Here is a 15,237-nt window from a genome sequence, read left to right as displayed (position 1 = left end):
AAGCAACACAGCTGTAATGAGGAAATCATCAACTTTGAAAACTTCATCGTCAATAGGGGGGCACCAAGTAACTGATGAAAACATCAGACATGTAGGACTCATCGCCACGGTTGTTACACTCTCCGTATGCCGACGTCAGCCCCGCCCGGGAACCGCTTCGAGCGACGCCGCGCCGAGACCCGCCACGCCCTGGTCCGCGCGGCCCGCCAGCTGCTGGCGGAGACCGGCGAGACCAGCGCCAGCATCCAGACGATCGCCGATCGCGCGGACGTCGGTTTCGGCTCCTTCTACAACCACTTCGAGTCCAAGACCGATCTGTTCGACGCCGCCGTCTCGGACGCCCTGGAGGAGTTCGGGCAGGTCATCGACGAGCGCGTCCAGGGGATCGACGACCCGGCCGAACTCGTCGCGGCGGGGTTCCGGCTCACGGGACGGATGGTGGACTCCCACCCGGAACTCATGCGGATCCTGCGCGACCACGGGCTCGCCCACATCCACTCCGAGCGCGGCCTCGCCCCGCGAGCGCTGCGCGACATCCAGCACGGCATCGCCTCGGGCCGTTTCACCTGCGCCGAGCCGACCATGGCGTTGTCGGCAGTGGGCGGAACCCTGCTGTCCCTGGTGGCGCTGAGGCTGGCCCGGCCTGACGTCGACGGTGACGAGGCCGCCTCGAACCTGGCCGAGATGGTCCTGCGCATGCTGGGCGTCCCCGCCGACGAGGCCCACGACATCACCCGGCGCACCCTTCCCAGCCTCGCCTGACCCGCGTCGGCCGACCGGCACCGCGATCTTCTGCCGGGGGCTCCGACCCCCGCGTCGGCGATACGACGAGGGCCCCTGCGGGAGGCGCCCGCTCCGCGGCAAGCGTGGTGTTCCTTGCACGCTGTCGGTCAGCGGCGTCCGCGCCTTCCCGTCACGCTCCCTCGCAGGCCCGTGCGGGGTGGCTTTGCACACCTGCGATCGCGGCGTCCAGCGCACGGCTGAACATCGTGTCGATCTCGTCTGACGAGGGGGCGGGCGCCTCTTCCCCGTCGGGGCCGACCGGTGCCGGCGGGAGGGTGGTCCACCGCTGGAGCGCTCCGGTCAGTTCGCTGACGAGCAGACCCGTGAAGACAGCGCACAGGGTTGCAGCGACGCGCGGGATCTCGGGGGCCGGCAGCCTGGCGGCGGCCAGCGTGTCCGTAAGTCCACGCCAGAAGGGGTCCTCGGGCTGGATGTAGTCGGTGCGCGCGAAGGAGTACTGCATCAGTTTGGGGTGACGGTGCGCCAGGGAACGGAAGTCAAGGGCCAGTTGACGCAGGCGCGCCTGCCAGGGAGCGTCCTCCTGCTCCGGTGTGCGGAAATGTGAGCCGACGCGCTCGGCGACGCCGCGCAGTACGGCGTCCTTGTTCGGCACGTGGTGATACAGCGACATGGGGTTCGCATCCAGCGCGGCCGCGAGCTTGCGCATGGTCAGCGCCTCAACACCGTCGGCATCGATGAGGCGCAGCGCCATGGCGTAGATGCCGTCCTGGGTGAGTGGTACGTCCCTCTTCCTCGTGCCCCGGGGAGCCTTCTTTGGGGTTTCCATACGTCGTATGGTAACACTGGAAGCAGTTCCATACGGCGTATGGAAACGAGGGTTCGCCGCCGGTCGGCCTTCCCCCGCATCGCACAACGCCCTTGCCCCTCCCCCTCTTCGCACAAAGGAGCAAGTCATGGCCACGCAACCCGTGACCGATCTGCGTCCCATCCGGTCCCCGCGGGGGATCCCCCTGCTCGGCCATACGCCGCAGATCCCCAGCACCAACCCGGTGGAGTACTTCGGCAAGCTGTCCAAGCAGTTCCCTGAGGGCATCTACGGCATGGACATCGCCGGTATCGAACAGGTCTTCGTGTACGACCCGGACCTGGTGGCCGAGGTCTGCGACGAGACGCGGTTCTTCAAGCAGATCGACAAGACACCGCTGAGCCACGTGCGGGACTTCACGGGGGCGGGCCTGTTCACGGCCCACCAGCACGAGGAGGAATGGGCCATGGCGCACCGGATCCTCCTGCCGGCGTTCAGCCAGCGAGCCATGAAGGCCTACTTCGGGCAGATGCTGGAGATCGCCGAGAACCTGGTGGGCAAGTGGGAGAACCGTGAGGGGCAGCCGGTCAACATCACCGACGACTACACCCGGCTCACCCTGGACACCATCGCTCTGTCCGGCTTCGGCTACCGCTTCCAGTCGTTCGGCAAGGAGGAGCTGCACCCCTTCCTCAACGCGCTGCTGGAGGCGCTGATCGAGTCACTGCGGCGCTCGCAAGAGCTGCCGATGATGACCAAGCTGCGCAAGGCTGACGACAAGAAGTACCGCGGGAACATCCAGGTGATGCGCGAGCTGGTCGAGAGCGTGATCAAGGAGCGCCGCGAGGGGAAGGGCACCGGTGAGGAGGACCTGCTGGGCCTGATGCTCCAGGCCACCGACCCGGAGACCGGCAAGTTGCTGGCGGACGACAACGTCCGCGACCAGGTGGTGACGTTCCTGATCGCCGGTCACGAAACCACCAGTGGCCTGCTGTCGTTCGCCACGTACTCGCTGATGCGCAACCCGCACGTACTGGCCCAGGCCTACGCCGAGGTGGACCGGCTGCTGCCCGGCGACACCGTGCCGGACTACGACACGATCATGCAGCTCGACGTGATCCCGCGGATCCTGGAGGAGACCCTGCGCCTGTGGGCTCCCATCCCTCTGATCGCCAAGGCGCCGATCGAGGACACCGTCATCGGCGGCCGCTATGAGCTGAAGAAGGGAACCAGGGCGAACATCCTCATGGGCGCGCTGCACTCCCACCCCGAGGCGTGGGAGCGGCCGGAGGAGTTCGACATCGACCGGTGGCTGCCGGAGAACCGCGCCCAGCAGCACCCGCACGCCTACAAGCCGTTCGGCAACGGCGTACGTGCCTGCATCGGCCGGCAGTTCGCGCTCACCGAGGCCCGCCTGGCCCTGGCGCTGGTGCTGCAGAAGTTCAAGTTCTCCGACACCGGCGACTACCAGATGGACGTGCGGGAGGCGCTGACGCGCAAGCCCGGTGACTTCCAGCTGGTCGTCCGTCGCCGCCAGGATCACCAGCGGACGGTTTTCGGCGCCGCGGACCGGCAGACCGACGGCACGCAGGCGCAAACCGCGGTCAGCGGTGTCGGGGTGAACCTGACCGTCGCCTACGGCTCCAGCCTGGGCTCGTGCGAGGACCTGGCGCGCACCATCGCCGACCGCAGTGAGCGCTCCGGCTTCGGCACCACGCTGCTCAGCCTGGACGAGCTGGGCGACAACCTGCCCACCGAGGGCCTGCTCGCCGTTGTCGCCGCGAGCTACAACGGCAAGGCTCCCGACAACGCCCAGCGCTTCGACGACCTGCTCGCCGCTGGACTGCCCGAGGGCTCGCTGTCCAACATGCGGTTCGCGCTGCTGGGCGCCGGCAACACCCAGTGGGTAGCCACCTACCAGGCCTTCCCCAAGCGGATCGAGGAAGGCCTGCTAGCCGCCGGCGCCACCCCCGTCATCGAGCGCGGCATCGCCGACGCCTCCGGTGACTTCGACGGCATGGCCACCCGCTGGATGGACACCCTGTGGACCACCTTGGCCGAGGAGTACGCCGCCGACACCTCCGAGGCGAGCGGCCCGCGCTACCAGATCCAGCTGCTCACCGAGGCGGACGTACGCCCTGCCATCGTCTCCGAGCAGGCCTACCCCCTCACGGTGGTGGCCAACGAGGAACTCGTGGCCGACGCGACCGGCCTGTGGGACTTCAGCATCGAGCCGCCGCGCCCGTCCGCGAAGTCCATCACCGTCGAACTCCCCGAGGGTGTCACCTACGACACCGGCAACCACCTGGCCGTCTTCGCCAAGAATGAACCCGCCCTGGTCAACCGCGTACTGACCCGGCTCGGTGTCGAGAACGACCAGGTGCTCCGGCTCGACCAGCCCGGCGGCGGCAGGACGCACCTGCCGGTCGGCATCCCCGTCACCGCCGGAATCCTGCTCACCGAGTTCCTGGAGCTGCAGGACATCGCCACCCGCTCCCAGATCCAGACCCTCTCCGAGTACACCGAGTGCCCCTGGACCCGGCCGCAGTTGCAGGCCTACACCGCCGACACCGCCGAAGCCGAAGAGCGCTACCAGGAGGAGATCCTCGGCAAGCGGGTCTCGGTGCTCAACCTGCTGGAGCGCTTCGCGGCGGTCGACCTGCCGCTGGCGGTCTTCCTGGAGATGATGGGCCCGATCCGTCCCCGCTTCTACTCCATCTCCTCCGCCCCGCAGGCCAACCCGCGTCATGTGCGCCTGACCGTCGGCCTGCTGGAAGGGCCGGCCCTGTCCGGTGACGGCCAGTACCGCGGCACCTGCTCCTCCTACATCGCAGGCCTGGAGCCCGGAGACGTCGTGTACGGCTACATCCGCGTGCCCTCGCCGACGTTCGCCCCGCCGGCCGACCCCGCCACGCCGCTGATCCTGATCGGCCCCGGCACCGGCATCGCGCCGCTGCGCGGCTTCCTGGAGGAGCGGGCCTGGCAGCACGAGAACGGCACGCAGGTCGGCCTGTCGCAGGTTTTCGTCGGCTGCCGCCACCCGGAGCACGACTACTTCTACCGGCAGGAGATGCAGGACTGGGAGCAGGCCGGGATCGCGCAGATCCACACCGCCTACTCGGCGGTGACCGGCCACCCGGCCCGGTTCGTGCAGAACGCCATCGCAGGCGCCGCCGACACGGTGTGGCAAGCCATCGAAGACGGGGCGTACATCTACGTCTGCGGTGACGGCCGCCGCATGGCACCCGCCGTCCGCGAGGCCCTCGCCGCCATCTACCGCCAGCGGACCGGCAGCGACGACGAGACCGCCCAGCAATGGCTCGCCCAGCTCGAGGCCGACGAGCGCTACCAGCAGGACGTCTTCGCCTGACCCCCAGACGCCGGGAGGCATGCGTCGCACCTGCCGCCCCGCATGTCTTCCGGCCACCACAAGCCCGCCAGACGCCATCGGCACCCGTCGGCCCGCCGGGAAATGCCGCTCACAGAAAGCAGATCTTCATGGACACCATGCTCGCCGGACGCTTCCACCTGGACAGCAAGAAGTTCGTCGTGGAGGAGGTCCCCGTCCCCGTGCCCGGTCCGGGCGAGGTGCTCGTCGAGGTCAAGGCCGCCGGCGTCTGCCTGTCGGACGTCCACTTGATCGACGGCTCCCTCGTCCCGCTGTTCGCCACCTCTGATGCGGTCACCGTCGGCCATGAGGTCTCCGGTGTGATCCACACTCTCGGCCCCGGCCTCAAGCGCGGCCTGACCGTCGGCACCCGCGTCACCCTGGAGGCCGGCAAGACCTGCGGCCGGTGCTCCGGCTGTGTGCGCCACCGCCCCTGCACCCAGATGCTCACCGCCGGCATCGACTACGACGGCGGCTGGGCCCAATACACCGTCGCCCGCGAGGACACCCTCATCCCGATCCCCGACAGCCTCCCCTTCGACCAGGCCGCGATCATCCCCGACGCGGTCTCCACCCCCTACGCCGCCGTCGTCGCCACCGCAGGCGTTCGTCCCGCCCAGTCCGTCGGCGTCTGGGGCGTGGGCGGAGTCGGCGCGCACAACCTGCGCCTCGCCCGCCTGGTCGGCGCCGCGCCGATCATCGCTGTCGACCCGCTGGCCAGCGCCCGCGAGCGCGCCCTGGCGTTCGGCGCGGACTACGCCCTGGACCCGGGCGCCCCCGACTTCGCCGACCAGGTACGCGCGGCCACCGACGGACGGGGCCTGGACTTCGCCTTCGACTGCGCCGGCGTGCCCGCCGTCCGTGAACAGGCCGCCTCCGTGCTCGGCCTGAACGGCGCCCTGATCCTGGTGGGCATCACGCCGCACCCGCTCACCATCAGCGAGGGCCTGACCTTCAACTACCTCAGCAAGCAGGTGCGCGGCCACTACGGCGGCTTCCCGGAGTCCGTAAGCGAGCTGGTGCGGCTGACCGCAGCCGGCCGTCTCGACCTGGCCCCCTCCATCACCGACCACATCCCGCTCGCCGACGCCGCCGGCGCCGTCAACCGGCTGGAGAACAAGATCGGCGACCCGATCCGTCTCATCCTCGTGCCCTGACGACTGCTGCGCACAAGCCACCTCGGGCAGGGGTGCGTGGGCGCGGGTGCTTGACGGAGCACCGGCGCCCACGGCCGTCCGGCATCCCTCGCCTCGCGGTCCCCACCGGCCGACGCGTGGGTGCGAGTCCAGAGGCCGCACGAGCAGGCGCGACGAAAAGGCACGGCTCCGCGGGCTCCACTCATCTCGACCGGCAGCAGATGTGCGCGTTCAGCGCCTCCGTGCGTGCCCACGCAGGGGGGCGGACCCGCGCCCCGGACCGCCTGCCGGTCAGCCGGCTGCCCGCGGGCGGCGGAAGAAGCGCCGCGCTGACCCTGTCGGGCCGGTCTGATGCCCCTGCGATCGGGAAGAACACAAGAAGACGCAGGGGCAAGGGAGGCTGCTGCGATGTTCGGAGCAATGAGCCAGCGCAAATCCATCCGGTACCCGCCGATCGCTGACCACGGCTTGATCGGGGACCTGCGCACAGCCGCCCTGGTGGGCACCGACGGGACCATCGACTGGTACTGCTGCCCCACCTTCGACTCCCCCAGTGTCTTCGCCGCCATCCTGGACGCGGACCGGGGTGGAGCGTTTGAGCTGTCCCCCGCCGTACCGGCCGACACCAGACAGTTCTACTTCCCGGACACCAATGTGCTGATCACCCGGTTCTTCACCGAGGACGGGCTGGGAGAGATCCAGGACTTCATGCCCGTGGCAGAGGCCGGCCAGTGCGCCCGCCACAGGCTGATCCGGCGAGTGGTGTGCATCCGCGGAAGGATCTTGTTCCGGGCCCAGGTGGCCCCCCGGTTCGGTTACGGCGCCCAGCCCCACACCGTGCGGCTGCTCGACCAGGCCGCCCTCTTCACCTCCGAGGCGCTGTCGCTGATGCTGACCGCCACAGTGCCGCTGAAGAACGACGAGAGCGACGTATGGGCGGAGTTCGAACTGTCCCAGGGGCAGACGACAGTCTTCGTCCTCGACCAGACCAGCGGCGAGACCCCGCCGCGCGGCGACCTGCACGCCGAGGCAGAAGCTGAGCGGGCGTTCACCACCACGGTCGCCTTCTGGCGAAGTTGGCTGCAGCAGTCCAGCTACCGCGGCCGATGGCGGGAGATGGTGCACCGCTCCGCCCTCACACTCAAACTGCTCACCTACGCGCCCACCGGCGCGATCGTGGCAGCCCCCACCACCAGCCTGCCCGAGCAGATCGGCGGTGGCCGCAACTGGGACTACCGCTACGCATGGGTACGCGACTCCGCATTCGCCGTCTACGGGCTGCTCAGGCTCGGCTTCGCCGAAGAGGCCGAAGCCTTCATGGGCTTCCTCACCCGGTACATACCCCGGCGCGAGGGACCCTCGGGACCACTGCAGATCATGTACGGCATCGACGGACGCTCCGAGCTGCCCGAACGCGAGCTCCCCCATCTCGAGGGCTACCGGGGCTCGGCGCCTGTACGGGTCGGCAACGGCGCCGTCACCCAGTTGCAGCTCGACATCTACGGCGCCCTGCTCGACTCGGTATACCTGTACGACAAGTGGTGCCGCCCCCTGACCAGCGGCCAATGGCGCGGAGTGCGCGACCTGGTGAACTGGGTCTGCGAGCACTGGGACCAGCCGGACGAGGGCGTGTGGGAGACGCGCGGCGGCCGCAAGAAGTTCCTCTACTCCCGTCTCATGTGCTGGGTGGCCATCGACCGCGCCATGCGCATCGCCTGGCACCGCAGCCTGCCCGCCGACCTCGTCCGCTGGGGCCCGGTCCGGGACACGATCTACTGGCGGATCCTGGACCAGGGCTGGTCGCCGGCCCGGCAGGCGTTCACCCAGTACGAGGGCGGCGACGTGCTGGACGCTTCGGCGTTGATGTTGCCCCTGACCAATTTCATCGCTCCCGACGACCCCCTGTGGCTGTCCACGCTCGACGCCCTTGGCAACGAACTGGTCTCCGACTCCCTGGTCTGGCGCTATGACCCCAATGCGAGCCCCGACGGCCTGGAAGGCGACGAAGGCACCTTTTCCATCTGCTCGTTCTGGTACGTCGAGGCCCTCACCCGCGCCGGACGTCTGGACGAAGCCCGCCTGGCCTTCGAGAAGATGCTCACCTACGCCAACCACCTCGGCCTGTTCGCCGAGGAGATCAGCCACACCGGACAGCAACTGGGCAACTTCCCACAGGCCTTCACCCATCTCGCCCTGATCAGCGCTGCCTTCAACCTCGACCGCGCCCTCGGCTGAACTGGGCCCTGCACGGGGCCAGCCCGCCGTCTTGGCATGGCCGTGCGGGCCTGCGGCGCTGCCCCCATCCTGGGCATGAGGGGGTGACAACGGAGAAAGTGATCTGGTGCTGGCCGCGGGCAGCCGCGACCCCAAGCGGTTCTCCACGAGCCCGACCGGTTCGATGCCGCCGCGGCTTCGGCAGCGGTATCCACCGGTGCTACGGCGGCCCGCTGGCCCGCCTTGAGGCCCAGGCCCGCGTCACCTGCCCATCCACCTGTAGGGAGCGTGCTGCGCGGACCAAGGCAACAAACCGTGCGCGGTCGGTGTCAGCGGACCCTGGACTAGGGGGCTCCTTTCCCGGGCGGCGGGAAGGGGGCGCCGGGTCAGGTCGCGGGCCTCATCCGGGGGGACGCCGAGCATGTGCAAGAGCATCACGGCCAACGCGCCTGCAGCCCGATCCCGGTCGGCCTCGGGCCGGTTGAACCACAGCTCCAAAAGCGCCAGCAGGCTGCCGTTCAGCGCGGTCAGGGCGATGACCGGGTCGACCACCGTGAAGCGGCCCGAGGCCATACCGTGCTCCACATCGCGCTTCGCGCGCGGAGCCAGACCGTGGCCGGCGCAAATGCGGCCGAGCTCGCTGTGGCACAGGATCCGCATGACCTCCGGGTGCGACTCGGCCAAACGTGCGCTGAGCCGCACGCCCCCGGCAAGGCGCTCGGCGGGGTCGTCAACGCCACGCAAGCCTTCGTCGATGGCTTCGGCGTATTCCTCCAGCGCATCAGCCACAGCCGCTTCGAAGAGATCCAACTTGCAGGTGAAGTGGTTGTAGAAGGAGCCGAAGCCCACGTCCGCGCGCTCCGCGATGGCCCGAATGCTGGCGCTCGTGTCGCCGGACTCGGCCAGGATCTTCCGGGCGGCGCGGACGAGCGCCTGCCGGGTCACGGCCCGACGGCGTTCGAATCGGCTCCTGCCTGAGGCTGGCATCAGCATGCACCGCAAAGAGAACTACCAGTTCTGATGAATTCATCATCGCAGCAGGAGGTGCACCTGTCCACCCCTGCGCGAGGCCTGAGCGAACCCGCCCGTGCGCATTGAGTTCCCGCCCCCTCGAAGCCGATCAAAAGATCAGATATGAGGCACTTGACGATGAAACGATCGTATCTGATAATTTCATCATAAGTGGACAAAAGGTGCCTCCTGATGGATGGCGCCGGCAAGGCCTTCGACTAGGCGGGTCGCGTGCGGGAGGCACGCCCGGGCCTGGGCCACCGGGAAGGTGCAGACCCGGCCGTCCCCGCTCGACCGCAGTCCGGGCCGCCGCTGCACACCCGTCCTCTCCCACATCACCGCACCGATGGGATATCCCCGATGACAAACACGGACCACACACCACTTGCCAAGCCGCTCAACCGCCGGGACGGACCCGACGCAGCGATAGCGATGATCGACGCGGAGGGGACCGTGGTGGGATGGACCCAGGCTGCTCAGCAGCTCGTCGGATACTCGGCTCGCGAGATGGTGGGCCGGTCCGCCGGACAGATGCTGCGGCCCTCCGAGGACGTCCTGGGGGCTTCGGCGTACGCCGAGCAGTGCCGCGCCCAGGGTGGCTGGTCCGGGACCGTGACGGTCCGCCATCGTGATGGTCACACGCTCAGGATGACTTTGCGGGTCTCCTTGCTCTGGGGACAGGACGCCAGCGCCCGGTGGCTGGTGTCCGTGACCGACATCGGCTCGCTGTCCTCAGGACCGGCCCACGGGCCGGTGCGCGAGTCACTCCTTGCCCGCACGCCGATCGGCATCGTCGTTCGTGACCTGCAACTGCGCTGCACCTGGGTGAACGACACCATGGAGCGCTGCGACGGTATTCCTCGTGCCCGGCGGTTCGGGCGCCGCCTTAGCGACTCGCTGCCCGGTTTCGAGACCGAAGCGCTCGAGGTGGTCATGCGGCAGGTGCTGGCGAGCGGCACCACCATGGTCCACGAATACCGGGCGTGGCCGCCGGCCGATCGGCGCCGGGAGCACGTGTTCTCGGCTTCGTTCTTCTGCCTCCAGGACGCGGACGGCCAGCCCCTGGCGGTGTGCTCCATGAGTGCGGATGTCACCGGCAACCGGCGGGCCCGTGAGCGCCGTGCCATCCTCAGCGAAGCCAGCACACGCATCGGCAGCACCCTCGACGTCATGCAGACCGGGCAGGAACTGGCCGACCTTGTCGTGCCATTGCTGGCTGATCACGCCATCGTGGACTTGGTGGAGTCGGTTCCGTTCGGCCTGGAGGCTTCGGCACGCATCGGCCCGCCGAGCAGCCGCCCCCCTCGGCTGCGCCGTGCCGGTCTGGCCACCATCGATCCAGGGCTCCCGCAGGTCCCGTGGGCGCGCGAAGAGGTGGTCCACGTCCACCCGGACTCGTCATTCGCCACCGCCCTGCGAACAGGCCGGTCTTACCTGGAACCGGAGCTGGACACCCAGGCCGGCCCATGGGTCGACCACGACCCGGTGCGGGCGCAGAAGGTCCGTGACACCGGAATCCACTCTTTGATGGTCATACCCATCCGCGCGCGGGGCTGCGTGCTGGGACTGGCGCTGTTCGGCCGCTCCGAGGAGCAGACGCCGTTCCAGGAGGATGATCTGCTCCTTGCCGAGGAGCTCGTCACCCGGGCCGCGCTCTGTTTGGACAACGCTCTCCGATACGCTCGCGAACGCGCCGCAACCCTCACGCTCCAACGCGACCTGCTCCCGCATCGTTTGCGAGGCGGTGTCGCAATCGAGGCGGCCGCGCGCTACGTGCCGGCCGACATGGACCACGGCGTAGGAGGCGACTGGTTCGACGTGATCGGGCTGTCCGGCGCCCGGGTCGCTCTCGTCGTCGGCGATGTGGTCGGCCACGGCATCAACGCCGCAGCCACGATGGGCCGGCTACGGACCGCCGTGCACACCCTCGCGGACATGGATCTACCTCCCCATGAACTGCTCGCGCACCTCGATGACACGGTCCAGCGGGCGAACGAGGAGGACGCCGATACCCCGGACCACCAGGGCCCGGTCGGCGCCACCTGTCTGTACGCCGTCTATGACCCGGTCACCAGGCGGTGCACGATGGCGGGGGCCGGGCACCCTCCGCCGGTGATCATCGACCCGCAGGGCCGGATAAACTTTCCGGACCTGCCGCCCGGGGCACCACTCGGCCTTGGCCTTGGGCCGGTTGCCTTCGAGTCCATGGAACTGGAACTGCCCGAAGGAAGTCTGCTCGGGCTCTACACCGACGGTCTGGTCGAGTCCCGCAACGACGACATCGACGTCGGCCTCCACCGCCTGGGCACCACCCTGGCACAGCCCGGCCGGTCCCTGGAGACCTTGTGCTCCGAAGCGATCGAGACCCTGCCGATCCAGGCACCGGCCGACGACGTCACCTTGCTCCTGGCACGAACCCGCACACTACAACCCGCCCACGTTGCCTCCTGGGACCTGCGGAACGAGCCGGCCGCCGTCCGCACTGCCCGGAACCTGGCCGCCCGTCAGCTCAGCGCCTGGGGGCTGGAGCGCCTCGTACCCCCGGTGGAACTCATCGTCAGTGAACTTGTCACCAACGCCATCCGCTACGGCAAGGGACCCAGCCGCCTCCGGCTCATCCAGCACCACGTGCTGACGTGCGAAGTCTCCGACACCAGCGCCAGCCACCCACGCCCGCGATGTCCCCGCGCCCTGGACGACAACGGCCGCGGCCTCTTCCTTGTCTCTCAGCTGTCCCGCAGGTGGGGGACCCGCTCCGCAACGGACGGCAAGGTCGTCTGGGCCGAACAAGACCTGCCGTCCACACCACGCGAGCCCGCGCTGCCGACCCGGCGATGACTGCTGCTGGTCTCTTGGCCGCCGAAGGCGGGTGCCAGCCCCCACCACATGCACAGAAAGGATTTGAACAATGGATATGAAGGATGCCAACAACGCCTACTCAGCGAGCACCCCCCGAGCGACGACAAGCGGGTGCGATCCTGGCTACGGCGGTACGCCGTACGCCTTCGACGGCCTGGCAGCCGTCGTGCTCGACGACCGCGGCACGGTCGTGCAGTGGACCGGGACAGCCAGGGACCTGACGGGGTTCACCGCCGAGGAAGTGTGCGGGCGCCCCGTACACGAACTCGTGGCCGATCTGCGCCGGCCGCTCCACAAGCCGCAGTCCGGCCAGGTACGGCTGCGACACCGGTGCGGCAACACCATCGATGTCACCTTCCGGGCCACAAAGGTGGACGGCTCGCAAGACGTCCTGGTCCTGGCAGTACCTGCACATCACGTCGCCAACCACGAGCAAGGCGCAGCGCTCCTGCGCGCGCTGACCGCCCAGAACCGCATCATGGTCGCCCTGCACGACACGGAGCTGACCCTTGTGCGGACGAATTCCACGCCCGGCACTGTCAACGGCCGCCGGGTGTGCACGGGCAGCCGACTGGGCGACATGCTGTGCACCAAGGACGCCGAGAACCTCGAGGACGTACTGCGCCGGGTCCTGGCTACGGGCGTCCCGGTGGTCCGCAGGAATCAGCGCGTCAGGTGGCGGCACGATCCCGCGCGCCAGCAGGTCCTGTCGCTGTCGGCTTTCCGTCTGGAGAACGCACAAGGGCATCCCACGGGGGTCGCGGCCCTGTACGTCGATGACAGCGATCAGCTGCGCGCTCGCCGTCATCTGGACCTCACCCGTGAGGTGGCCGAGCATGTCGGGAAATCGTTGAACGTCGTGCGCACCGCGCAGGATCTGGCGAATGTCCTCGTCCCCGCCATCGGCGATCTCGTCTCCGTCGACCTTGCCCAGGCGGTGTTCGAAGGAGAGGAACCTCCCGGGGGCGGTGGGGATCTTCATCTTCGCAACGCTGCCATGGCCCCGGCCGCCGCGCTCTGGCCGGCCGGCATCAAGCCCGGCGGTCTCGTCCCGCCCCTGCCCGACCACCCCCTGTGGCACAGTTTCCGGCAGGGCGAGACGCTCACTCTCAGCCTCGAGGACTACGCTGCTGCGATCGGCGAACCGCGCCTGATCGAGTTCCTTGTCCCGCAAGGCTGCGATTCGGTGATGGTGGCCCCGCTGCACACCCGCGGTCTCACGCTCGGCGACATATCGGTCTGGCGCACCGGCCGATCCGCCCCCTTCACCGACGACGAGGCTGATCTCCTGCGGCAGATCTCCTCCCAGGGCGCGCTGGCCATCGACAACGCCCGCCGCTATACGCGCGAGCACCGTGCGGCTGTGGCGCTGCGGCAGCGTCTTCTTCCCCCGGCCACCACCGACACCGCTGCGGCCGAGACTGCGGGCATCCACCTGCCCGCAGGCGGCGACCCGGCGATCGGCGGCGACTGGTTCGACGCCATCGCCCTGCCCTCTTTGCGGGTAGCCCTTGTCGCCGGAGACGTGGTCGGTCACGGGATACCCGCAACCGCCACCATGGGTCGCCTGCGCACCGCCATCCAAACCCTCGCCGACCTGGAGCTTGAGGCGGACGAGCTACTCGCCCGCATGGCGGACCTGGTCCAGCGTCTCGCGGCCGAAGCGCCGCCCGGCGATCACGACATCGTCGGCGGCACCTGCCTGTACGCGCTCTACGACCCGATCAGCCGAAGCTGCACCATCGCCAGTGCCGGGCACCCGCCCCCCATCGTGGTAAGGCCCGATGGGACCACCGAGGTCGTCAGGATCTGCCCGGGACCGCCCCTGGCCGTCGGCGGCGTGCCGTATGAGAGCACCACGATCAACCTGGATCCGGGCAGCGTCCTCGCGCTCTACACCAACGGCCTGATCGAACGGGACGGCAGCGACATCGACCAGGGCCTGCAGCGCCTGACCGACGCCCTCGCCACAGCCTGCCGACCCGATCGACCCCTGGCCGACACCGGCCGGTCCCTGCTCACCGAACTGGCATACCAGCCACCACGTGACGACGCGGCCCTGTTGCTGGCCCGCACCCGCGCCATCCCACCCGGACACACCGCCGACTGGGAGTTCCCGGCCGCCCCGTCCGCCGTCTCCAGGGCTCGGGAAACGACGGCTCGCCAGCTGCACACCTGGGGACTGGACGATCTCCTCCTGTCGACCGAGCTCATCGTCAGTGAGCTGCTGACCAACGCCATCCGCTACGCCCACCCACCGGTGCACCTGCGGCTGATCGTCCACGACGACGTCCTGGTGTGCGAGGTCACCGACTCCAGCAGCACCCAGCCCCGACTGCGACATGCCCGCACCACCGACGAGGGAGGACGCGGCCTGTTCCTCATCGCCCAGCTCACCGCCCGCTGGGGCTGCCGTTGCAACGACAACGGCAAGACGATCTGGGCCGAACAACCCATCCCCACAGCTCCTGACGACGAGCCAGCATCATCATGATCCGGACCTCCGTGACGATGTACGCGTCGACCGCCTGGAGTTGCCGTCGCGCACAGTTCACTCTGGCGCCGGGGCGAGGCTGGGACTCCCGCCCGTGTGCCGGCGGCTGAGAACCTTCGGCGATCATGCGCTCATATTCTGGAGTCGGCGGAAGAATGCGCGGCTCGGCACGTCGCCCCGGACTGCGGGTCAGGTGTCGGGCCGGGATGCGGCGCGGCGGTATTCGGCGTTGATGCGCTGCGCTTCTGCGAGCTGGTCTTCGAGAATGACGATGCGGCAGGCGGCCTCGATGGGCATCCCCTGGTCGACAAGTTCCCGGGCGCGGGCGGCGATGCGCAACTGGTAGCGGGAGTAGCGGCGATGGCCGCCCTCGGAGCGGAGCGGGGTGATCAGGCGGGCCTCGCCGATGGCGCGCAGGAAACCCTGGGTGGTGCCGAGCATCTCGGCGGCCCGGCCCATCGTGTAGGCGGGGTAGTCGTCGTCGTCGAGCCGGCTGAACGAGTCGTCTGCTGTCATTGCACCTCTCTGCGAAAGCGCGCGGGGGGCCCTGGTGCCGTATGGCACCAGGGCCCCGAAGGAACTGCTA

The 15,237-nt window shown here is 69.0% G+C and carries 9 protein-coding genes; 6 read left to right on the top strand and 3 right to left on the bottom strand.

Annotated elements, in window-relative coordinates:
• Nucleotides 1–126 precede the first annotated feature (126 nt).
• Nucleotides 127–762 (top strand): TetR/AcrR family transcriptional regulator, encoded by a 636-nt coding sequence (locus PV341_RS01165; RefSeq protein WP_500356390.1) that lies wholly within the window; start codon nt 127–129, stop codon nt 760–762.
• Nucleotides 763–913: 151 nt separating this feature from the next.
• Here PV341_RS01165 and PV341_RS01160 read toward each other — a convergent pair whose 3' ends face one another.
• Nucleotides 914–1,495, bottom strand: coding sequence for a TetR/AcrR family transcriptional regulator (locus PV341_RS01160; protein ID WP_500328712.1), 582 nt, complete (start codon nt 1,493–1,495; stop codon nt 914–916).
• Between the two features lie 202 nt (nt 1,496–1,697).
• Between PV341_RS01160 and PV341_RS01155 the strand changes: the two genes are divergently transcribed.
• The 3 genes from PV341_RS01155 (at nt 1,698) to PV341_RS01145 (ending at nt 8,308) form a co-directional block, all read left to right on the top strand.
• A complete protein-coding gene (locus tag PV341_RS01155) occupies nt 1,698–4,919 on the top strand; it encodes a bifunctional cytochrome P450/NADPH--P450 reductase (protein ID WP_500328711.1) in 3,222 nt (1,073 codons plus the stop codon).
• Between the two features lie 128 nt (nt 4,920–5,047).
• On the top strand, nt 5,048–6,094 hold the full coding sequence (locus tag PV341_RS01150; protein ID WP_500328710.1) for a zinc-binding dehydrogenase: 1,047 nt from the start codon (nt 5,048–5,050) through the stop codon (nt 6,092–6,094).
• Between the two features lie 399 nt (nt 6,095–6,493).
• A complete protein-coding gene (locus tag PV341_RS01145; protein ID WP_500356388.1) occupies nt 6,494–8,308 on the top strand; it encodes a glycoside hydrolase family 15 protein in 1,815 nt (604 codons plus the stop codon).
• 240 nt (nt 8,309–8,548) lie between these two features.
• Here the strand turns inward: PV341_RS01145 and PV341_RS01140 are convergent, their stop codons facing one another.
• The gene (locus tag PV341_RS01140; RefSeq protein WP_500356386.1) at nt 8,549–9,232 is read right to left on the bottom strand and encodes a TetR/AcrR family transcriptional regulator; all 684 of its coding nucleotides are present in this window, start codon (nt 9,230–9,232) and stop codon (nt 8,549–8,551) included.
• 426 nt (nt 9,233–9,658) lie between these two features.
• On the opposite strand from PV341_RS01140, the gene PV341_RS01135 reads away from it, so the two are divergent.
• Together PV341_RS01135 and PV341_RS01130 are read left to right on the top strand one after the other, a co-directional pair.
• Complete coding sequence (locus PV341_RS01135) at nt 9,659–12,136, top strand: SpoIIE family protein phosphatase (RefSeq protein WP_500356384.1); 2,478 nt, start codon at nt 9,659–9,661, stop codon at nt 12,134–12,136.
• Between the two features lie 187 nt (nt 12,137–12,323).
• Nucleotides 12,324–14,651 (top strand): ATP-binding SpoIIE family protein phosphatase, encoded by a 2,328-nt coding sequence (locus PV341_RS01130; RefSeq protein ID WP_500356382.1) that lies wholly within the window; start codon nt 12,324–12,326, stop codon nt 14,649–14,651.
• Between the two features lie 189 nt (nt 14,652–14,840).
• On the opposite strand, the gene PV341_RS01125 is transcribed toward PV341_RS01130, so the two are convergent.
• Nucleotides 14,841–15,167 carry a helix-turn-helix domain-containing protein gene (locus PV341_RS01125; RefSeq protein ID WP_326569995.1) on the bottom strand — a complete coding sequence of 109 codons (327 nt, stop codon included), beginning with the start codon at nt 15,165–15,167 and terminating at the stop codon, nt 14,841–14,843.
• Nucleotides 15,168–15,237 lie beyond the last annotated feature (70 nt).

Source organism: Streptomyces sp. PA03-1a, assembly GCF_033792805.1.
In the GTDB taxonomy this organism is placed as follows: Bacteria; Actinomycetota; Actinomycetes; order Streptomycetales; family Streptomycetaceae; genus Actinacidiphila.
The sequence above is the reverse complement of the archived record's forward strand: the minus strand, read 5'-3'. Positions and strand labels throughout refer to the sequence as shown.

Excerpts from the sequence above, each read along its gene's own strand:
- PV341_RS01145 (WP_500356388.1), top strand. The coding sequence starts at position 6,494 with ATGAGCCAGCGCAAATCCATCCGGTACCCGCCGATCGCTGACCACGGC.
- PV341_RS01150 (WP_500328710.1), top strand. The coding sequence starts at position 5,048 with ATGGACACCATGCTCGCCGGACGCTTCCACCTGGACAGCAAGAAGTTC.
- PV341_RS01160 (WP_500328712.1), bottom strand. The coding sequence starts at position 1,495 with ATGGCGCTGCGCCTCATCGATGCCGACGGTGTTGAGGCGCTGACCATG.
- PV341_RS01155 (WP_500328711.1), top strand. The coding sequence starts at position 1,698 with ATGGCCACGCAACCCGTGACCGATCTGCGTCCCATCCGGTCCCCGCGG.
- PV341_RS01165 (WP_500356390.1), top strand. The coding sequence starts at position 127 with ATGCCGACGTCAGCCCCGCCCGGGAACCGCTTCGAGCGACGCCGCGCC.
- PV341_RS01125 (WP_326569995.1), bottom strand. The coding sequence starts at position 15,167 with ATGACAGCAGACGACTCGTTCAGCCGGCTCGACGACGACGACTACCCC.
- PV341_RS01135 (WP_500356384.1), top strand. The coding sequence starts at position 9,659 with ATGACAAACACGGACCACACACCACTTGCCAAGCCGCTCAACCGCCGG.